The 20,977-nt window shown below is 63.9% G+C and carries 17 protein-coding genes; 9 read left to right on the forward strand and 8 right to left on the reverse strand.

What is annotated here, in order from left to right; genetic code table 11:
• The first annotated feature begins 99 nt into the window (after window positions 1-99).
• Window positions 100-2,670, forward strand: a complete 2,571-nt coding sequence (cphA, locus tag CDV44_RS10195; RefSeq protein WP_087687902.1) for a cyanophycin synthetase — start codon at window positions 100-102, stop codon at window positions 2,668-2,670.
• Between the two features lie 81 nt (window positions 2,671-2,751).
• Here the strand turns inward: cphA and CDV44_RS10200 are convergent, their stop codons facing one another.
• From CDV44_RS10200 to CDV44_RS10215, 4 genes are all read right to left on the reverse strand, one after another.
• Window positions 2,752-3,936 carry a formylglycine-generating enzyme family protein gene (locus CDV44_RS10200; RefSeq protein WP_087687903.1) on the reverse strand — a complete coding sequence of 395 codons (1,185 nt, stop codon included), beginning with the start codon at window positions 3,934-3,936 and terminating at the stop codon, window positions 2,752-2,754.
• Window positions 3,936-5,630 carry an arylsulfatase gene (locus CDV44_RS10205; RefSeq protein ID WP_249277486.1) on the reverse strand — a complete coding sequence of 565 codons (1,695 nt, stop codon included), beginning with the start codon at window positions 5,628-5,630 and terminating at the stop codon, window positions 3,936-3,938. Before CDV44_RS10205 ends, CDV44_RS10200 begins: the two co-directional genes overlap by 1 nt.
• A 13-nt stretch (window positions 5,631-5,643) precedes the next feature.
• Window positions 5,644-6,672: a porin gene (locus CDV44_RS10210; RefSeq protein ID WP_058378321.1), complete on the reverse strand. Its 1,029-nt coding sequence runs from the start codon at window positions 6,670-6,672 to the stop codon at window positions 5,644-5,646.
• A gap of 161 nt (window positions 6,673-6,833) precedes the next feature.
• Complete coding sequence (locus CDV44_RS10215) at window positions 6,834-7,160, reverse strand: c-type cytochrome (RefSeq protein ID WP_170935930.1); 327 nt, start codon at window positions 7,158-7,160, stop codon at window positions 6,834-6,836.
• A 215-nt stretch (window positions 7,161-7,375) separates the two neighbouring features.
• Here CDV44_RS10215 and CDV44_RS10220 point away from each other — a divergent pair, with 215 nt between their 5' ends.
• Entirely contained in the window at window positions 7,376-8,002 is a 627-nt protein-coding gene (locus tag CDV44_RS10220) for a nucleotidyltransferase domain-containing protein (protein WP_087687905.1), read from the forward strand.
• Window positions 8,003-8,033: 31 nt separating this feature from the next.
• On the opposite strand, the gene CDV44_RS10225 is transcribed toward CDV44_RS10220, so the two are convergent.
• Window positions 8,034-8,414, reverse strand: coding sequence for a tautomerase family protein (locus CDV44_RS10225; protein ID WP_087687906.1), 381 nt, complete (start codon window positions 8,412-8,414; stop codon window positions 8,034-8,036).
• Between the two features lie 119 nt (window positions 8,415-8,533).
• Between CDV44_RS10225 and CDV44_RS10230 the strand changes: the two genes are divergently transcribed.
• The 3 genes from CDV44_RS10230 (at window position 8,534) to CDV44_RS10240 (ending at window position 10,677) form a co-directional block, all read left to right on the forward strand.
• Window positions 8,534-9,391 carry a LysR family transcriptional regulator gene (locus CDV44_RS10230; protein WP_087687907.1) on the forward strand — a complete coding sequence of 286 codons (858 nt, stop codon included), beginning with the start codon at window positions 8,534-8,536 and terminating at the stop codon, window positions 9,389-9,391.
• 78 nt (window positions 9,392-9,469) lie between these two features.
• The gene (locus CDV44_RS10235) at window positions 9,470-10,204 is read left to right on the forward strand and encodes a hypothetical protein (protein ID WP_087687908.1); all 735 of its coding nucleotides are present in this window, start codon (window positions 9,470-9,472) and stop codon (window positions 10,202-10,204) included.
• A 62-nt stretch (window positions 10,205-10,266) separates the two neighbouring features.
• On the forward strand, window positions 10,267-10,677 hold the full coding sequence (locus CDV44_RS10240) for a TIGR02594 family protein (protein WP_087688012.1): 411 nt from the start codon (window positions 10,267-10,269) through the stop codon (window positions 10,675-10,677).
• Window positions 10,678-10,719: 42 nt separating this feature from the next.
• Here the strand turns inward: CDV44_RS10240 and CDV44_RS10245 are convergent, their stop codons facing one another.
• Genes CDV44_RS10245 through CDV44_RS10255 form a run of 3 tightly spaced genes read right to left on the reverse strand, consistent with a single transcriptional unit; the run spans window position 10,720 to window position 13,324 of the window.
• Window positions 10,720-11,721 carry a serine hydrolase gene (locus CDV44_RS10245; RefSeq protein ID WP_087687909.1) on the reverse strand — a complete coding sequence of 334 codons (1,002 nt, stop codon included), beginning with the start codon at window positions 11,719-11,721 and terminating at the stop codon, window positions 10,720-10,722.
• Between the two features lie 38 nt (window positions 11,722-11,759).
• Window positions 11,760-12,278, reverse strand: coding sequence for a GNAT family N-acetyltransferase (locus CDV44_RS10250; protein ID WP_087687910.1), 519 nt, complete (start codon window positions 12,276-12,278; stop codon window positions 11,760-11,762).
• A 29-nt stretch (window positions 12,279-12,307) separates the two neighbouring features.
• Window positions 12,308-13,324, reverse strand: coding sequence for a LysR family transcriptional regulator (locus tag CDV44_RS10255; protein ID WP_087687911.1), 1,017 nt, complete (start codon window positions 13,322-13,324; stop codon window positions 12,308-12,310).
• Between the two features lie 240 nt (window positions 13,325-13,564).
• Between CDV44_RS10255 and CDV44_RS10260 the strand changes: the two genes are divergently transcribed.
• The 4 genes from CDV44_RS10260 (at window position 13,565) to CDV44_RS10275 (ending at window position 20,699) form a co-directional block, all read left to right on the forward strand.
• On the forward strand, window positions 13,565-14,494 hold the full coding sequence (locus tag CDV44_RS10260; RefSeq protein WP_087687912.1) for an alpha/beta hydrolase: 930 nt from the start codon (window positions 13,565-13,567) through the stop codon (window positions 14,492-14,494).
• Between the two features lie 26 nt (window positions 14,495-14,520).
• Window positions 14,521-15,846, forward strand: coding sequence for an efflux RND transporter periplasmic adaptor subunit (locus CDV44_RS10265; RefSeq protein ID WP_087687913.1), 1,326 nt, complete (start codon window positions 14,521-14,523; stop codon window positions 15,844-15,846).
• 74 nt (window positions 15,847-15,920) lie between these two features.
• Window positions 15,921-19,106, forward strand: coding sequence for an efflux RND transporter permease subunit (locus tag CDV44_RS10270; RefSeq protein ID WP_058378310.1), 3,186 nt, complete (start codon window positions 15,921-15,923; stop codon window positions 19,104-19,106).
• A 12-nt stretch (window positions 19,107-19,118) separates the two neighbouring features.
• Window positions 19,119-20,699, forward strand: a complete 1,581-nt coding sequence (locus CDV44_RS10275) for an efflux transporter outer membrane subunit (protein WP_087687914.1) — start codon at window positions 19,119-19,121, stop codon at window positions 20,697-20,699.
• The last annotated feature ends 278 nt before the right edge of the window (window positions 20,700-20,977 follow it).

A 20,977-nucleotide genomic window follows, 5' to 3' on the forward strand; every position in this document is an offset into this window, starting at 1 on the left:
TCTATATAGATAGCTATCGAATACCCAAGCCACAGTCGTTTTTCTCGCAAACCACCAGCCATACAGGGACGCGAAGTGGACAGACAGGGATTGCAATTTATGGAAGTCTCCCGCATCCGCGCATTGCGCGGGCCGAACCTCTGGAGCCGTCACACGGCCATCGAGGCCATCGTGACGTGTACCGATCTCGAGTACTCGATCGGCAATCTGGCCGGTTTCGAGGCCCGCCTGCGCGCGCGCTTCCCGGAACTGACGGCGCTGACGCCCGACGCGGAAGAGCGTCCGGTCTCGCTCGCCGACGCCCTCGCTACCACGGCCCTGCATTTGCAGGCGGCCGCCGGTTGCCCGGTTACGTTCAGCCAGACCACGCAAACCATTGAGCCGGGTACGTTCCAGGTGGTGGTGCAGTACAGCGAAGAGCCCGTCGGGCGTCTCGCGTTCGAACTGGCCCAGCAGTTGATCAACGCCGCGCTCGAAGACAGCCCGTTCGATCTGGCCGATGCCCTGTACCGCCTGCGCGACCTCGACGAAGACGTGCGACTCGGCCCGTCCACCGGTTCGATCGTCTACGCTGCCGTGGCGCGTGGCATCCCCTACCGCCGCCTGACCGAAGGCTCGATGGTGCATTTCGGCTGGGGCAGCAAGCAGCGCCGTATTCAGGCCGCCGAAACCGACCGCACGTCGGCCGTGGCCGAATCGATTGCGCAAGACAAAGACCTGACCAAGACGCTGTTGCACGCGGCCGGTGTGCCGGTGCCGCAGGGTGGCACCGTGCGCGACATCGAAGACGCGTGGAAGCTGGTGCAGGAAATCGACGCCCCGGTGGTCGTCAAGCCGCGCGACGGCAATCAGGGCAAGGGCGTTGCCGTGCGTCTGCGCACGCGCGAAGAGATCGAGAAGGCGTTCGAGGCCGCGCAGGACATCAGCCGCGACGTCATCATCGAGCGCTACATCCCGGGCCACGACTTCCGTCTGCTGGTGATCGGCAACAAGCTGGTCGCCGCCGCGCGCCGCGATCCGCCGCAAGTGACCGGCGACGGCGTGCACACCGTGCGCCAACTGGTCGAGACGGTCAACGCCGACCCGCGCCGTGGCGAAGGTCATGCCACCTCGCTCACCAAGATTCGTTTTGACGATATCGCCCTGGCGACGCTCGCCAAACAAGGGCTGAACGCCGACTCCGTGCCCGAAGCGGGCGCGCGCATCGTGCTGCGCAACAACGCCAACCTGTCGACGGGCGGCACCGCCACCGACGTGACCGACGACGTGCACCCGGAAATCGCCGCGCGTGCCGTAGCGGCAGCGCAACAAGTCGGTCTGGACATCGCGGGCGTCGACGCCGTGTGCGAAACCGTCATCCGTCCGTTCGAAGATCAGGCCGGCGGCATCGTGGAAGTCAATGCCGCACCGGGTCTGCGCATGCACCTGCAACCGTCGTACGGCAAGGGCCGCGCGGTCGGTGAAGCCATCGTCTCGACCATGTTCGAAGATGGCGACGACGGCCGCATTCCGGTCGTGGCCGTGTCGGGAACGAACGGCAAGACGACGACGGTGCGCCTGATTGCACACCTGATCGCACAGCGTGGCCTGCGCGTCGGCATGACCGGCACCGATGGCATTTACGTGAGCGGTCAGCGTATCGACACCGGCGATTGCAGCGGTCCGCGCAGCGCGCGCAACGTGCTGCTGCACCCGGACGTCGATGCGGCCGTGTTCGAAACCGCGCGCGGCGGCTTGCTGCGCGAAGGTCTGGCCTATGACCGTTGCGACGTCGCCGTCGTGACCAACATCGGCATGGGCGACCACCTTGGCCTGTCGTACATCAACACGGTCGAAGATCTGGCCGTGCTCAAGAGCGTGATCGTGCGCAACGTCGCGCCGAACGGCATGGCCGTGCTCAATGCCGCCGACCCGATGGTCGCGCGCATGGCCGACGCCTGCCCGGGCAAGGTGACGTACTTCGCGATGGACGCCTCGCATCCTGTGCTCGCCACGCATCGTGCCAAGGGCAAGCGTGTGGTGTTCGTGGACGGTGGCAACATCGTGACGGCACAGGGCACTGAAGAAACGCGTTACGCACTGTCGGCGATTCCGCTGACGCGCGGCGGCGCCATCGGCTTTCAGGTCGAGAACGCCATGGCAGCGATTGGTGCCGCTTGGGCACTGGCGATTGACCCCGCGATCGTGCGCGCCGGTCTGGCCACGTTCGTGAACGATGCCGGTACGGCACCGGGCCGCTTCAACGTGTTCGACTACAAGGGTGCGACCGTGATTGCCGATTACGGTCACAACCCGGACGCGATTCAGGCCCTGACGCAAGCGGTCGAAACGATGCCGGCCAAGCGCCGCTCGGTGGTGATTTCGGGTGCGGGCGATCGTCGCGACGAAGACATCCGCCGTCAGACCGAGATTCTGGGCGACGCATTCGACGACGTGCTGCTCTATCAGGATCAATGCCAGCGCGGCCGTGAAGACGGTGAAGTGCTTGGCCTGCTGCGTGCAGGTCTGGTCGACGCACGCCGTGCCAGCCATATCGATGAAATCCGCGGCGAGTTTGCCGCAATCGATACGGCACTGGCGCGTCTGCAACCGGGCGATCTGTGTCTGATCCTGATCGATCAGGTGGACGAGGCGCTTGAGTACATCGGCAAGCGCGTGGCGGAAGCCTGAATGCACTGAACGCAAGATTGAAGGCATCTGAGATGCCCCCGGAAGTTGGTGAGCTCACCAATCTCCGGGGGCATTTTCATTTCAGTACCGGTGTGAGCCCGAGACGTTTGTCGAAGCCGTCGCCGTAGTCGTACGCGCCGCCCACTGATCCGGCGTCATCACCAGCCGAAAGCCGATGTGCGACATCGGATTGCTCGGGTCGGTGCCCCGCCGCGCGCTCGTGCGATAGCCGCTGCAATACGTATCCGTACAGAGAAATGAACCGCCGCGTGTCACACGCTTCGGCGCGTCGGCTGGTGTCGCGCCGTCGTCGGGATCGAAACTCTGCGCCGGGCCTTGCGGATCGATGACGCGCTCACCGCGATTCGTCTGGGCGGCCTGCCGCGCAAAGTAGTCGGCGCGATACCAATCCCCCACCCATTGCCAGACGTTACCGGCCATGTCGTACAGACCATAGCCATTCGGCGCGTAGCTGCCGACCGGACGCGTGCCGACTTCGATCTTGGTGGCACGGGTGACCGGGAACGGCTGAGTATCGTCGTCCCAGATATTGGCCATCGGCCTCCCATCCGGCGTCTTGCTGCCTCCCCAGACGTAATCGGCCTGCGTCAGCCCGCCGCGCGCGGCTACTTCCCACTCGGCTTCGGTCGGAAGACGCTTACCCACCCAGTCGGCATACGCCCGCGCATCGTCGTACGACACCTGCACGACAGGATGGTCCTCCTTGCCAGCCAGATCACTGCCCGGCCCCTGCGGATGACGCCAGTTGGCACCGGGCACGTATCGCCACCAGCGCGAGGCATCGAACAGCGGCACACGTGTATCCGCGCCCACGAACACCATCGCGCCCGGCACGAGCGATCCGGGGGCAGGCGCCGGTGTACCCGGTGGCAACTGCACCTTCAAATCGTCCCAGCGCGGCACCTGCTCGGCGGTGGTGACGTAGCCGGTCGCGGCAACGAAGCGGGCGAACTCGGCATTCGTCACGTCGTGCACGTCCATCCAGAAGCCGCTGACCCGCACCTCGTGCGCTGGCCGCTCATTGCGCTGCGAGAGGCGGCTATCCGTGCCCATGAGGAAGCGCTGCGCGGGAATCCACGCCATGCGTTCGGGACCGTTGCGCCCGTCGCCGATACGCGGAACCGATGTTCTTGGAGACACCCACGGCTGCGCGCCACCGTGCGCCGACAGCCACGCGCCCGCACCACCGGCCAACGACACGACGATCAGTGCCGACAAAGCCGTGCGACGTGAAAACCCGCGCATCACTCGTTCACGCCCGGCGCCAGCACTACGCCGACACGCGCCATGTACTCACGCCAGCCACGCTTCAACCGGTTCACGATGTCCGGATTGCCGGCGGCGACATCCTGTGTTTCGCCGCGATCCGCCGACATGTCGTAGAGCTTCCAGTCGGGCGGCCCCGCGACTGGCTGCGGACCTTGCTTCATGTGTACCGACAACAACTTCCAGCGGTTGTCGCGGATGTACCGGTTGCCCGCAAATTCCTCACCGACCAAGGCGTCGTCGGGCAGATGCGTCGTCGTGCTGCCGGTCAGCAACGGCAACAACGAACTGCCTGTCATCGGATTGACCGCCTCACCGCGATAGCGACTCCCCGGGTTTTTCACGCCCGCCAGTTGCAGGAACGTCGGCGCGAGATCGAGCACAGACGCGAGTTGGTTCGCCTGCGTCTGACCGACGGACTGCCGGGGCAACCGCACGATCGCGGGCACGCTCACGCCCCCTTCCGCCGGGTAGCCCTTGAACAGGCGGAACGGCGTTGCACTGACCTCGGCCCAGCGCGTGCCTAACGCGATGTTCGAGCGGCGACGGCCCATGTTCGCGTAACTGTTGTCGTTATCCGGACCGTCCGGATAGAACACGTCGACACGCTCCCCCGAAGGACCGTTGTCCGAGGCGAAGAACACGAAGGTGTTGTCGTACTGCCCGGTGCGCTTCAGGTAGTCGATGAGCCGTCCGATGTTCGCGTCGAGACTCTCGACCATCGCGGCGTACACCTCCATCTTGCGGGCTTCGGTCTTGCGTTGATCGGGCGTTAGTTGCTCCCACGCGGGGTTCGCCGGTGACACAGGCAATTGCGCCGCCGGTTTGAAATCGCGCGGCACGATGCCCAACGCTTTCTGCCGTGCGATACGCTCGTCGCGAATCGCGTCGTAACCGGCATCGTATCGGCCGCGATAGTGATCGATCGTCTCGTCGGGCGCTTGCAGCGGCCAATGCGGTGCCGTGTACGCGGCATAGGCGAAGAACGGCTTGCCGTCCGCCCGGTTGCGCTCGATGTAGCCGATCAGCTTGTCGGTGTAGCCAGTGCTCGAATAGAAGGTCTCCGGCAGGCGCACGATGTTGCCATTCTCACGATACGACGCGCGATCGGCCGACGTGATCTTTCCCGGCGTCGGTCCGAAGTGTGCGGCGCCGCCTTGCAACAGGACGAACGACGACTCGAAGCCGCGCGCCTGCGGGCTCTGCCCGGGCGTGAGCCCGAGGTGCCACTTGCCCACCATGTACGTGTGATAACCGCCATCGCGTAGCAGGCTGGCAATCGAGAGCGAGCGCTCGTTGAGATAGCCCTCGTAGCCCGGTTGCCCGACCTGATAGATCTGCAACGTCTCGGCCATCGTGCCCAATCCGGACAAATGGTGATCGGCCCCGGAGAGCAGCATGGCGCGCGTGGGCGAGCAACTGGGTGCGACGTGGAAGTTCGTCAGAATCCGGCCCGACGCGATGAGCGCATCGAGATTCGGCGTGCGAATCTCACCGCCGAATGCGCCGACGTCGGAATACCCGAGATCGTCGGCAAGAATCATCAGGATGTTCGGGCGTTGCGCAGGGGCGGCCCATGCGCTCACGCCTATGCTCGCCGTGATGCACGCGGCGAGCACCGAGCGCACCGCCACGCGCAACGTACGGCGGCACACGGTCATTCGATCGTTCACGTTCAGGCTCCCATCAGAAGGCATGGCTGATCCCCAGTGCCACGGCGCTCGTGTTTTCACCGGGCAGCGGCGTCATGTCGAACGCCAGCGCGTACCGGCTGTTGCCGCGATTGTTGATGCGCGCATAGCTCGCATACAGGCGTGTGCGCTTCGACAGGCTATGTTCGATGCCCACGTATAGCCCGGTGGCATCGCCGTTCGAGCCACCGCTCTCGTTGCGATTGACCAGCGACACCACGAGTTCGTCGGCGGCCGTGAGTTGGTAGCGTCCACCGAGCTGCCAGTCGAACCCCTGCTGCGACGGCTTGCCCGACGTATAGATGCCGGAATAGCGATGCACGGCCGCCGTGAATTTGTACTGCCCGCGAACCCAGTACTCGCCGACGAGCCACACGTCTTGCATGCTCTCGCCCGGCCGCGCATTGTTGAAGTTGTCGTAGACCACCGATGCGAACCAGGGCCCGGTCGAATAGCGCAGACCCGTGCTGGTCCCCTGCCCGCTGTTGCGGCGCTCACCGGTCGCGAGGTTCTCCCCCTGCTTGCCCAGCGACAGTGACGAGATCACCTGAAAGCCGTTCCACTTCGGCGTCTCGTACTTGATGGTGTTGTTCTCGAGCCAGCGCTCGTACGAGGCGATGACGTTGGTAATGACGCTGTAGTTGCCGGTGTAAGTCGGGTCGATGCGGCCATAGGTGGTCGCTGACGTCACGCGCATGCGCCCGAGCAGCAAGCGTCCGAAGTCGCCTTTGAGCGCGACGTAGGCATCGCGCGCCGGCGGCACCGGCGTCGTGCCGTTGTTGACCCGAAAGCGCCACTCCAGCACCGCTTGAGCTTCCAGCGTGTCGGTGATCTTCTCGACATCGCGAAAGACGAATCGCGAGGTTTGCAGGCCGCCGCTTTGCATACGCGGTGTGGTCTGATTCTGCGCCCGGATGGTCTCGAAATAGCTGTCGACGATACCGGACAGTGTTGGTCCCGTTTGCGCAAACGACGCGCCGGAACAATGCGCCAGAACCAGCGCAGCGCAGGCTTTCTTGTACATGTCTCCTCCTGTGCGAGCGCCGCCTCGTCATGTCGCGGGCAACGTCAGGGCACGGTGGTCCGGTGGCCCGGCAACGTGTGCGGGGTCCGGTTGGGGGTGTTCGTTCGTGTGGGTAGCGGCGGGGGATGCGGGACAACGCGGGGTAGCGCACCCGCAAAGGACTACTTGTTGAGACTCATGACCCACGCGGCAAAACGATCCGCTTCGCCATCGGCGAGCGCGTTCGGTGGCATCGGGATCGAGCCCCATTTGCCGCTGCTGCCTTCGACAATGCTTTTCTTGATTTTCGCCAGCGCCGCCGGGTCGTCGCGATACGACGCCGCAATGGCGCGAAACGCCGGGCCTACCTTCTTGTCGTTCATGTCGTGGCAAGCACGGCAAGTCTGTTCGCTCGCCGAAGGCGCAGCGGTTGCCGTATTCGTCAGTACGCCGAACATGCCGGACGCACTCAGCGTTAGCGCAACGCTGAAGACAGCGCGAAGTTTCATTGAAAACCCCTCAAAAATGTGCGATCCCCCGACAGCGGCATCGCTGAATTGTGACTTTTATATGTATACGTATCGTTACAAAAGAATACATTGTAAAAAAATAAAATACATATCACTCTTTCGGGATGCACATCATCGATTGGTTATAGCTGGGTGGTTCCGTTTTCCGGGATCTCGGGCAAGATGCGGGATCTGCCATTTCTGCTGATCACGCGATGTCTCCTCTCCCGCCGATTGCCCCGATTTCCCCCTTCCCCGACGATGCCTGGAACGCATGGACACCCAACGATCTCGCGCAGCGATTGGGCGCGACATCGGCGCACTGGTATGTCGTGGGGGGATGGGCGCTAGATCTCTGGCAGGGCACGCAGACGCGCGAGCATGAAGATCTGGAGTTCTCAGTGCTGCCCGAGGACGTGAGTCACTTCCGGGACATGCTGGCGGAGTTGGTGTTCTTTACCGTGCGCGATGGCGTGGTCGAGTACCTGCCTGCGTCCGAGTCTCCGGCGGCAGACATCACACAGTTGTGGGGCGGGGATCTGGCTGAGCGTTGCTGGCGCGTCGACATGATGGTCGAGACGCGGGGCACACGAGACACGTGGGCGTATAAGCGCGCCCCGGACCTGCGGCGCGCGCGCATCGACGTGATCCGGAAAACCGGCGACGGCGTGCCCTATCTGTGCCCGGCGGCGGTGTTGCTCTTCAAAGCGAAACACCGCCGCGAGAAAGACGAACGCGATTTCCGTCTCGCGTTGCCCAAGTTGCCGCCGTCCGAGAAAGACGATCTGCGGCAGTGGTTAGCCACACTGCATCCCGGGCACGACTGGCTTCAGGCACTTTGAGGCGCACTCGCATGCGCATGGCATGCGGCGTTCACGCGTACTGCGCGAGTCCGTTGCCGAACGACCAATTTTCCTTGGCGACCTCGACAAGACTGATAAAGACATCGTCGGGCCGCACGCCGGGGCGCTCGCCCAACAAGTCCACCAAGCGGCGGTAGAACGCCTTCTTTTGGTCCAGCGTTCGCGTGTTGTTCGCGGTGATCTGGATGAACATGACATCGTCGCTACGCGAGACGCCCTGATACGTCGGGTCGTACCGGAAGTTGGCAGCGTCGTGCTCCGTGATGGTCATGAACTGATCGTTCTCGGGCACGTTGAACGATTCGCGCATGGCCTGATAGACGCTATCGAAAATCGCCTGACGGTACGCTTCCGGCTTTCCGGCACGAAGGGAAATGCTGACGAGTGGCATGGCTCGGCTCCTTGGGAAATGAGCGGTAGAGATAAGCAGTAAAGATAAGTAGTAGAAGCAACGTCAGATTATCTATTTTGATATGCTATCGCCAATTATTTCATTGATAAGCATTGAATATGATTGGACGCCCGCTGGACCTCGATGCTGTCGACGCTTTCGTGCGGATTGCCGAATTCGGCAGTTTCACGCGTGCGGCCGAAGCGATGCTCACCACACAGGCCGCCGTGAGTCTCAAGCTCAAACGGCTGGAAGACCGGCTCGGCTTTCGTCTGTTCGAGCGCACGCCCCGGTATGTTGAGCTTTCCGTGCAAGGCGCGGCATTTTTGGCGCATGCGCGCGAATTGCTCAAGGTGCACGACCGGGCGCTATCGTCGGTCGCCGGTACGCGACAGCGTCTCACGATCGGCATCAGCGATCACGTCGCCGGCCCGGAACTGCCCGCCCTGATCGCCCGCATGAATGCGCAAGACCCGAAGCTGTTGATCGAGCTACGCATCGGGTCGTCGTGCGACCTGCTTCAGAGCTTTGACCGCCGCGAATTCGATACCGTGATCGTGCGCCTGCACGACGGACGCAGCGACGGCGAAGTACTGGCGGAAGAGAAATTCGGCTGGTTTGCGGCGCCAAGTTGGCAGCATCGCAGCGACGAGCCGCTGCCGGTGGCGACACTGGCCGAGCCCTGTGGCGTGCGCGTGATGGCCGGCAAGATGCTCGACGCCGCCGGAGTGCCATGGACTGAGATTTTCGTGGGCGGCGGTGTGGCTGCCGTCACAGCCGCCGTCATGGCCGGATTGGGGGTGGCCGCGCTGGCACCGCGCATGCTGCCGTTCGGTGCCGTCGATGTCGGCCCGCGCCTCGGGTTGCCTGACTTGCCGCGCTTGCCTGTACTGCTCCACACGCGCATCAAGGACGGGCGCGCACGCGAAACGATTGCCGCCCTCTCGGCGGCCTTTCGCGCGGCGGTGAGAAACTGATTGGCGCTGTGGCCGCGAGCCGCAGGCGCCAGTAGAATGAGCCACCTTTCTCACGTCACGACTCGGCTGCCGATTCCCATGCGAACCCTCATTGCTTCCGCTCTGCTCTGCGCGCCGTTGCTCGCGCACGCCGATTGCCAAGACAACTTCAAGACATGGGCGCAGACGTTGCAACCCGGCCGCACGGTCGATACCGAGGTGGCGGCCTGTAAGGTCTGGCCCGCGAACCCCGCACAAACGCTAGCCGTATTGCCACTGCCGCAAAAGGGCAGCACTGACGACGAGAAAGTCTACGACGTCGAAGTGCTGGTCGCCGATAGCCAGACGGGCAAGATCCTCGCGCACCACTTCGAATCGTCGGCGATCACGTCGGACGCCGTTCGACTGCGCAGCCTCTCGCTCGACACCGCGCCGTGGCGGCTCACGCCGCAGGTCGTCGCCTTTGGCGTTCGCGCGACGTATGAAGGATCGTCGCGCGTGAATCCGTTTTCACAAACGACGGTCAGCCTGTATGTCATCGACGGCGCGACGCTGCGCAAAGTCGTCGACAATCTGGCGACGCAACAAGGCGGTGGCGAGTGGGACGGCAACTGTGCAGGCAGTTTCTCCGATACATCGCGTGCCGTATCAGTCGGTCCGGCCGGCAAAGCCGGTTACGCGAAACTGATCGTCAGCGAGAAGACCGTCACGACGACGAATAAACCCACGCGTAACGACTGCGCGAGCAAGGACAGCACGGCTAAGCGCCCCAATGTCACGATCGAGTACGACGGTTCGCGCTATAACGTTCCGAAAGCACTCTCGGGAACTTGAAAGCGATGCAGCGCATGAGCGCGAACGAACCCGCCGCTGAATCCACCTCCGAGCCGGAGTGGATGCGCATTGCCGATGCCGAGCGCGGCATCCGGCGCTATGCGCAGGGCGACACGAATCCCCGGATCGTCGAATACAACAACACCACGAATCTGGTCGGCTACGACGACAAGATCTCGTGGTGTTCGTCGTTCATCAACTGGTGCATGGGTGGTGCAGGGCTTGCCGGGACGGGATCGGCGTTGGCGCGTTCGTGGCTGGAATGGGGCACGGTCATCGACGCCCCCGTCTATGGCTGCGTTGTCGTGCTCACGCGCGACGACCCGACGAGTTGGCGCGGGCACGTCGGCTTCTATTTGCGTCACGACGAGACGACGATATATCTGCTCGGCGGTAATCAGTTGGACGAAGTGCGCGAACTCGATTATCCGATCTCGTCGGTGCTAGGTTACCGGTGGCCTGCGGCGGAGTAACGGAGTAACGGTGAAACGGTGAAACGGTGTAACCGAAACGCGTCACAAGTGCCCGATATTCAACCACTGGATGCACGGATGTTCGCCCGCCACGGATAACGGCACCACCGTGTGTGCGAGTCGCAAACCGCGTGCGGAATTTGCGAACCAGACGATGGCATCCCGGGTCTGGCGATTCGCCAGCACGAGTGCGCGAAAGCCGGGACTGTTGCCCCAGTGGAAGCAGCATTGCTGCGCGATTTCGATCCCCCAGCCCAAGCCCCATCCAACAGCGGGATCGGCAGGAAACTCACCGCGCAGATCCTCTACCTCGACCTGCCGGGTGTTCACCCGGGGCTCGAACCACGCCGCATGGCGCTCTTCCGACAAACCGCGTCCGGCCAAGACCGCCTGAACAAACACAATGTAGTCAGAGGCTGTCGTCAGCAGCGACCATGACGCCTGCGCCGTCGGCAACCGGCGCTTGGGCACCGGCTCACCTTCCCACTCGTGGCCTTGCGCATGGTTTTCCGCAAATCGATCCTGCCAGTGCAAGCTTGAGTGATGCATCCCCAAGGGCGCGAAGACGCGAGCGCAGGCGAGTGTTTCCAACGAAGCGCCGCCGACTGTTTCCATTGCCCGCTGAAGCCACGCGAATGCGCTGCTGCCGTAACTGAAACGTTCACCGGGTGTGAAGTAAGTGCGAAGCGGTGCCTCGTCGCGAACGATGTTCGGCAGGCCACTGGTATGCGTGAGGACGTGAAACGCCGTGATCGCGCGAGCGCGCGGATCGTTCGCGACGTATTCGCCGCAGATGTCGATCAAGGGACGATGCAGATCCAGCCGCCCTTCTTCGATCAATTGAAGGGCGATGAACGCAACGAGGGGTTTGGTAAGCGAAGCGGCTTCGAACACCGTCTGCGCATCGACGGCGGCAGGATCATGCGAGCCCCGGATGCCGGCATATCGCTCGATGCCCCGCTCGCCCGCGCGTAACGTCGCGAGCGAGACGCCCGCGATGAGGCCGTCCGATGTGACCTGCGCCAGAAAATTGTCGAGATCCATCGGCGGCACCACGGGAAGGACTGTCGGGGAAAGTGATTCTACAGAATGCGCCGCATTGCGCAGCGCCGGTCTTTCGGCAATCCGCCCGCCACTTCGTCGGCCAAGACTTGCCTGAGCCTTGCACTCAGCCCGGATGGCGCGATTGCCGCAAACCCCAGACGCTCGTAAAACGGCCCGTTCCAAGGCACGTCGCGAAACGTTGTGAGGGTGAGCGCCGTCAGCCCCGCGCGTGTCGCATAGGCGCTGGCTGCCGCCATCAACGCCCGGCCAAGACCACGCCCTTGCCATTCGCGATGCACTGACATCTCCCACACGTGGAGTTCGCCGCCAACGACCTCCGCGTCGAGAAACCCGACCGGCGTATTGTTTTCGTCGACGCCAACCCACGCGGCGCCCTTCTCGATGAACGCACGATGGCGCTCAACCGGCATCCCTTCACCGTCCGCCAGCCACGCAAGCTCGGGAAATTGACGGAATATCTGTCCCGCGTCGCGGTCGATCGGCGGAAGCGCCACGGCGTCGACAAGCGTCGCCGGACGCACCTTCACGACTGACATTGGCGACGCCGATGACGTCACAGCCAACGTCAAACGACCACCTCCTGCGGCGCCATTTCTGTGCCGTACGACGTTGCCCAACGGCCATCCGCATCGGGTGCTGCCACCGTCGGTTTGCACTGCACGGCCGTCTCGTCGAGCCCTTGCAACAATGGGCAACGCTCAAACAATTCGGCGATGAAGTCGACAAATACGCGCACCTTAGGCGACAAATGACGATTATGCGGATAGACCGCCGAAATCGGCATGGGCGGCGGTTTCCACTGATGCAGAATCTCCACCAACTGCCCCGATTGCAGATACGGGAGTGCCATGAAGCGTGCCAACTGCACCGTGCCGAAGCCCGACAACCCCAGTTGCAGATACGCCTCCGCGTCGTTCACCGCGACCGACCCCTGCATGTGGATGTCGACCTCTTTGCCGTCGACCAGAAACTGCTCTTCGATCACACGCCCGGTGCGGCTCGAGAAGTAGTGCACGGCCGTGTGCCGTTGCAGATCGTCGAGCGTATGCGGCATGCCCATGCGCTCAAGATACGTCGGCGACGCACATGTCACGCTCTGGAACAGCCCCACGCGCCGGGCCACCAGACTGGAATCCTGCAACGTGCCCACACGCAGCACACAATCCACCCCTTCCTGAATCAGATCGACGGGCTTGTCGCCCATGCCGACCATCAATTCGATCTCGGGATAACGGTCGTGAAATTCGCACAATGCCGGCAGCACAACCAGCTTGCCGAGCGAGCCCGGCATGTCGATGCGCAGCTTGCCACGCACGCGCTGGCTGCTCTCCCGGAACGACGATTCCGTCTCTTCGATGTCGGCCAGAATGCGCAGGCAGCGCTCGTAGTACGCCGCCCCGTCGGGCGTGAGGTTCAGCCGCCGGGTCGTGCGCTGCAATAGCCGCGTGCCCAGATGGGCCTCGAGATTCTGAATGATCGTGGTCACGGAGGTGCGCGGCATGCCGAGATTGTCGGCGGCGCGCGAGAAGCTGTTCGCCTCTACCACCCGCGTAAAGACCTGCATCGCTTGCAAGCGATCCATGATGTTTCCCCATTGAAAACGCTGTCGCACTGGCCAATCCGACGAATTCACGCCAATCGTACGGATATAAGCATATTGGTCGGCGGCATAAGCCAATACGGGCAAGGCAGGCGCCGATTAGTCGAACTGGCCGAACAGTGTTGCCAAATTATAGGCGTTTATCCCAATGTGCGTGGCCTCTAGACTTCGGTCCATCGAAAGTCACCAGAGGGGTGTCGCTCACGCGAGCCCAAAGCGAATATGTCTGCCAACGCCAAGCCACAATCGGGCCACGCCAGCCAAACCGGCGACGGACTGCGCATTGAAGACGTCAGCATTGCCGGCCACGTCGGCCCGCTGACGCTGCGCCTGTACCGTCCCGTGGCCAAGCCCGGCCAGTCGGCGAAAGCTGCCAAAGCCGGCCAAGCGGGCCATCCCGCCCAGACGGGCGAACCCGGCGTCGTCGTGCCGCTCGAAGCGCACCTGCCTACCGTGCTGTATTTCCACGGCGGCGGTTTCTGCACGGGCACGCTCGACGACGGCGACGCCGCCGCCCGCTACCTCGCCACGCACGTGCCCGCGCTGGTGGTGTCGGTCGCCTACTCGCTCGCCCCCGAATTCCCGTTTCCCGCCGCGCCGGAAGATGCTTGGTGCGCCGCCCTCTGGGTGCAGCGCCACGCCCGCCGCTACGGCGCCAGCCCGCGCCGCCTCGCGGTGGCCGGTCACGACTCGGGCGGCAACATTGCCACGTCGCTCACGATGATCGCCCGTGATCGCGGCGAAATCACGATCTCGGCGCAGGCCTTGCTGGCCCCGCTGCTCGATCCGAGCATGACGCGTCTGGCCAATGCCCGCACGCCCAGCGATATCGAAGCGAGCGAATGCGCCAAGTGCTATCGCGCGTATCTGCCGCATGCCACGCAGCGCCTGCATCCGTACGCCGCGCCGCTGGAATCGCGACGCCTGGGCGGGTTGCCGCCCACGCTGATCGCCTCTGCCGAACACGACCTGCTGCACGTCGAAGCCGAAAAATACGCTGCCGAACTCATCGCGGCCGGCGTGCCGACGCAAGTCACGCGCCATCGCAGCGCGTCCCATCACGGCCTCGCCGCCCTGCCCGCTGCATTGCGGGAGGTGGCCGCCTTCCTGACACGCCGGCTGGCACCGCCTGCCGCTGGCTCTACCCAGTGAGTCCATCCGTTCCGGAGATTTGAATAATGACCACCCTCGCTCGCAAACCCGTCATCATCGCCGCCGCCGCCACGATCGCGCTCGTGGCTCTCGGCACACTCACCGTCGTGCGCGTGGACGCCAGCACGCCGCCGGCCTCCCAAGTCATGCCGGCCGCAGAAGTCGATGTCGCCAACGTGATCTCACGCACCGTGACCGACTGGCAAAGCTACTCCGGCCGTCTCGACGCGGTGGATCGCGTCGATATCAAGCCGCTCGTGTCAGGCACCATCACCGCCGTTCACTTCAAGGACGGCCAGCTCGTGAAGAAAGGCGATGCGCTCTTCACCATCGACCCGCGCCCGTATGCGGCCGAAGTCGATCGCACCGCCGCGCAACTCGCCTCGGCACAGGCGCGTGACGTCTTCACCAGCACCGACCTCGCCCGCGCAGAACGCCTGATCGCGGATAACGCCATCGCGAAGAAGGATTTCGACCAGAAGGAAAACGCGGCACGCGAAGCCGTCGCCAACGTGAAGGCCGCGCGCGCCGCGCTCGAAACCGCACGCATCAATCTGGGCTACACGCAGATCGTGGCACCGGTGGCCGGCCGCGTTTCCCGCGCGGAAATCACCGTCGGCAACACCGTGTCGGCCGGGGCACAGTCGCCCGCGCTGACCACGGTGGTGTCGGTCTCGCCGATCTACGCGTCGTTCGATGTGGATGAGCAGACCTACCTGCGCTACCTCTCGCGCGACACGGCCAAGCCGAGCGGCGTGCCCGTCGATCTGGGCCTCGCCAACGAGTCGGGCTACTCGCGTAAGGGCACGGTGTATTCGGTCGATAACCGCTTCGACACCACGTCGGGCACGATCCGCGTGCGCGCTCGCTTCGACAACGCCGACGGCGCGCTCGTCCCGGGCCTTTACGCCCGCATTCGTGTCGGTGGCGGCGAGCCGCACCCGGCCCTGCTGATCGACGAAGCCGCGGTCGGTACCGACCAGAGCAAGAAGTTCGTGCTCGTGGTCGACGCCGGCAACAAGGTGCAGTACCGCGAAGTGCAACTGGGTGAGCGCCATGGCGGGCTCGTGGAAATTGCCGGTGGCCTGAACGACGGCGAGCGCATCGTCGTCAACGGTCTGCAACGTGTGCGCCCGGGTGACCCGGTCTCGCCGAAGACCGTGAAGATGGCTGCCGACAAGGGCGACGCGCACGACATCGTCGCTCCGGCAGTGGCCGCCAACCCGGCCACCACCCCGGCTGCCAGCCAGACGACTTCGCAGAACGACGCCAGCGGCAAGACACCGGCGACGGCCAAACCGGCCCAATCAGCCCAGTCGGCGGCGGTCAACGCAACGGCGAAGCGTTCGTAATGGTCGCGATGGTGACGATGCACTCGCACGCAGCCTCACGAATCACACGCTGAACGACACCTCAGAGTTTCGTAATGAACATCTCAAAATTCTTTATTGACCGGCCCATTTTTGCGGGGGTTCTTTCGGTCATCACGCTGCTGGCCGGCCTGATTGCCGTGTTCCAGTTGCCGATTTCGGAGTACCCGGAAGTGGTACCGCCGTCGGTCGTGGTGCACGCCCAGTACCCCGGCGCCAACCCGAAGGTGATCGCTGAGACGGTGGCTTCGCCGCTCGAAGAGCAGATCAACGGCGTGGAAAACATGTTGTACATGCAGTCGCAGGCCAACAGCGACGGCAACCTGACCACGACCGTGACCTTCCGTCTGGGCACCGACCCGGACAAGGCGCAGCAGCTCGTGCAGAACCGTGTCTCGCAAGCGCTGCCGCGCCTGCCGGACGACGTGCAGCGCCTTGGTGTGACGACCATCAAGTCGTCGCCCACGCTCACGATGGTGGTGCACCTGATCTCGCCGAACGATCGCTACGACATGACCTACCTGCGCAACTACGCGCTCATCAACGTCAAGGATCGCCTCTCGCGTATCAAGGGCGTCGGTGAAGTGCAGTTGTGGGGCGCAGGTGACTACTCGATGCGTGTGTGGCTCGACCCGGCCAAGGTCGCTCAGCGCGGCCTGACCGCGTCGGACGTGGTGAAGGCCATCCGCGAGCAGAACGTGCAGGTGGCTGCGGGTGTGATCGGCGCAACGCCGGCCGGCCCGGATACGCCGCTGCAACTCAACGTGAATGCGCGTGGCCGCCTGAACACGGAAGAAGAGTTCCGCGACATCATCCTGAAGACCTCGCCGGACGGCGCCGTGACGCACTTGGGCGATGTGGCCCGCGTGCAACTCGACGCGTCGTCGTACAGCCTGCGCTCGTTGCTCGACAACAAGCCGGCCGTGGGTCTGGGTATCAACCAGTCGCCGGGTGCGAACTCGCTGCAAATCTCGGACGACGTCCGTGCCGCGATGGCCGACCTGCAAAAAGACATGCCGCCGGGCGTGGAATACCGCATCGAGTACGACCCGACGCAGTTCGTGCGCTCGTCGATCTCGGCCGTGGTGCACACGCTGCTCGAAGCCATCGCGCTGGTGGTGCTGGTGGTGATCGTGTTCCTGCAAACGTGGCGTGCGTCGATCATCCCGCTGCTTGCCGTGCCGGTCTCGATCGTGGGGACGTTTGCCCTGCTGCTCGGCTTCGGCTACTCGATCAACGCGTTGTCGCTGTTCGGGATGGTGCTGGCCATCGGTATCGTGGTGGACGATGCGATCGTGGTGGTGGAAAACGTCGAGCGCAACATTGCTGCCGGGCTGACACCGAAGGAAGCGACGTATCAGGCCATGCGGGAAGTGAGCGGTCCGATTGTCGCTATCGCCCTCACGCTCGTGGCCGTGTTCGTGCCGCTCGCGTTCATGTCGGGTCTGACGGGTCAGTTCTACAAGCAGTTCGCCATGACCATCGCCATCTCGACGGTGATCTCGGCCTTCAACTCGCTGACGCTCTCGCCGGCCATGGCCGCCCTGCTGCTCAAGGACCATCACGCCAAGCCGGACTGGCTGACGCGTCAGATGAATCGCTATCTCGGCGGCTTCTTCGGTGCATTCAACCGCGTGTTCCATCGCGGTTCGGAAAAGTACGGTCAGGGCGTGACCCGCGTGATCGGCCGCAAGGCCGTCATGATGGCGCTGTTCGCGGTGCTGCTGGGTATCACGGTGTTGCTGGGCAAGGTAGTGCCGGGCGGTTTCGTGCCGGCGCAGGACAAGGAATATCTGATCGCCTTCGCTCAGTTGCCCAACGGCGCGTCGCTTGAACGCACCGACAAGGTGATTCGCGACATGTCGGCCATCGCACTGAAGACGCCTGGCGTGAAGAGCGCCGTGGCGTTCCCGGGGATGTCGGTCAACGGCTTCACCAACTCGTCGTCGGCAGGCATCGTGTTCGTCACGCTCAAGCCGTTCGACCAGCGCAAGGACAAGTCGCTGTCGGCGGCCGCCATCGCGGCCAAGCTCAATGGCGAGTACTCGAAGAACAAGGACTCGTTCATCGCCGTGTTCCCGCCCCCGCCGGTGCTGGGTCTGGGTACGCTCGGCGGCTTCAAGCTGCAAGTGGAAGACCGTGGCGCACTCGGCTACGAAGCCCTGAACGATGCAACGCAAGCGTTCATCAAGAAGGCCTCGCAGACCAAGGAACTGGGCCCGACGTTCTCGTCGTACCAGATCAATGTGCCGCAACTGAACGTGGACCTCGACCGTGTGAAGGCCAAGCAGCTCGGCGTGCCGATCACCGACGTGTTCGACACCATGCAGATCTACCTCGGTTCGTTGTACGTGAACGACTTCAACAAGTTCGGTCGCGTGTATCAGGTGCGTGTGCAGGCCGATGCACCGTTCCGTGCCCATGCCGAAGACATCGGCTTGCTCAAGACGCGTAACTCGTCGGGCGATATGGTGCCGCTGTCGTCGCTGGTGAAGGTCACGCCGACGTACGGTCCGGAAATGGTGGTGCGCTACAACGGCTATACGGCTGCGGACATCAACGGTGGTCCGGCCCCGGGTTACTCGTCGGGTCAGGCACAGGCTGCGGTGGAGAAGATTGCCGCCGAAACCCTGCCGCGTGGTGTGAAGTTCGAATGGACCGACCTGACGTATCAGCAAATTCTGGCGGGCGATTCGGCGATGTGGGTGTTCCCGATCTCGGTGCTGCTGGTGTTCCTGGTGCTGGCTGCTCAGTATGAAAGTCTGACGCTGCCGCTGGCCGTGATCATGATCGTGCCGATGAGCATCATGTCTGCCCTGTTCGGGGTGTGGCTGACGCGCGGTGACAACAACATCTTCACGCAGATCGGTTTGATGGTGCTGGTGGGGTTGTCGGCGAAGAACGCGATTCTGATCGTGGAATTTGCCCGGGAACTGGAAATGCAGGGCCGTACTGCCGTGGCTGCCGCGATCGAAGCCAGCCGCCTGCGTCTGCGCCCGATTCTGATGACGTCCATCGCGTTCATCATGGGTGTGGTGCCGCTGGTGATGTCGACCGGCGCAGGTTCGGAAATGCGTCATGCCATGGGCGTGGCCGTGTTCTTCGGCATGATCGGCGTGACCGGCTTCGGTCTGGTGCTGACGCCGGTGTTCTACGTGCTGCTGCGCACCTTGGCCGGCAAGAAGCCGCTGCATAGCGCTCACGCGTCGACCATGCCCGCCAACGTCAAGGCCGAAGTCTGAAGGATGCCAATCATGCAATCGCAATGGATCAAACGCAGTCTGGGTGTCTCGAGCTTGCTCGGTGCCCTGCTGGTGGTGGCGGGCTGCTCGATGGCCCCCACTTACGAAGTACCGACGGTGACCGACAAGGGCACGCCGACGGCGTTCAAGGAAGCCTCGCTGTCGGCCGCCGACGCGGGCACATGGAAGACCGCGCAGCCCTCGGAAGCGGTGGCGCGCGGTGAATGGTGGAAGGTGTTCGGTGACGCGACGCTCGACAAGCTCGAAGACGACGCGCTCGCTGCCAACCAAAGCCTGAAGGCTGCGGCGGCGCGCGTGCAGGAAGCGCGCGGCGTGCAGCGGCAGGCACGTGCCGCCCTCTTCCCGACGCTCGACGCGGGCTTCGGCCCGACGCGTCAGAAGATCTCGCCGGCGTCGCAATTGCAGCCGGACGGCGGGAATATCGCGCCGTACACGCTGTGGCGTGCGCAGGCGAGCGTGGGCTACGAAGTGGATCTGTTTGGCCGCGTGTCGGATAACGTGGCCGCCGCCCGCGCGGATGCCGAGCAAAGCGAAGCGTTGTACCGCTCGGTGCAACTCGCGTTGCAGGCCGACGTGGCGCAGAACTACTTCAACCTGCGTGAGCTCGACGCCGAACAGGCGCTGTACACGCAGACCGTGAAGCTGCGCGAAGACGCACTCAAGCTCGTGCAGCGTCGTTTTACGGAAGGTGACATCGACGAGCTGGATGTAGCGCGCGCCAAGGCCGAGTTGGCCACGGCGCAGTCGGATTCGCTGGCGGTGGCGCGACTTCGTGCCGCGTCGGAGCATAGCCTCGCGATTCTGCTGGGCAAGACGCCGGCGGAGTTCACGTACACGCCGACGCCGCTTCAACCGGTGAAGGTGAGCATTCCGGCGGGACTGCCTTCAGCACTGCTGGAGCGCCGCCCGGATATCGCCGCGGCTGAGCGCGCGATGGCTGCCGCCAACGCCCGTATCGGTGTGGCGAAGGCCGCGTTCTTCCCGTCGCTCTCGCTCACGGGCTCGGGCGGCTTTGAAGCGGCCACGTTGGGCGATCTGTTCAACTGGTCGAGCCGGACGTTCTTGCTCGGCCCGGCAGTGGGCGGCTTGCTGGCGTTGCCGATCTTCGACGGCGGTGCACGCAGCGGCAACCTGTCGCGGGCACGCGCGCAGTACGAAGAAGATGTCGCGAACTATCGCCAGCAAGTGCTCGTGGCGTTCCGTGAAGTCGAGGACAACCTGTCGAACTTGCGCCTGCTTGCCGACCAGACGCGCGCTCAGGACGATGCCGTGAAGGCGTCGAGCCGCGCAGCGCAACTGTCGCGCACCCAGTACAAGGAAGGCTCGATCGCTTATCTGGATGTCATCGACGCCGAACGCACGGTGTTGCAGGCGCAACGCAGCGCGGTGCAGTTGGCCGGTGCGCAAGCCGTGTCGACCGTCAACCTGATCCGCGCGCTGGGTGGCGGCTGGGGCGACGTACCGGCAGCAGCGGGCACGCCGGCGGCGGGGTCGGCAGGTACGCCTGCGGCCACCGCCAATGCACCGGCTGTCGGTGTGGCGACGAGTTCGGCAACGGTTGCCGCTCGATAAGTGATGAAAAGACGTAAATAACAGTGAAGTGAATTAGCGTTGTAGGCACCGAAAGCATCGGGCCGGCGGCCGCCCTCGTGTCCCCCAAGGCGAGCGGCGCGTGGAGTTGCCCCCTCCCCTAGCGCGCCATGCGCGCCGCCGGTTTCGATGCTCCCTCGGGATGCCGCAACGGGAGTGTTTCACCCCGCTTCACCCTGATTTCAACCGGTTTCTTCCCTGCGTCCCTGCTTGCCCGGAGTCTGTCCGACGTCAATCGACGTCCGACATGCCCGGGCTTT

Origin of the sequence: Pandoraea sp. PE-S2R-1, from assembly GCF_002179865.1 — a bacterium.
Classification (GTDB): domain Bacteria; phylum Pseudomonadota; class Gammaproteobacteria; order Burkholderiales; family Burkholderiaceae; genus Pandoraea.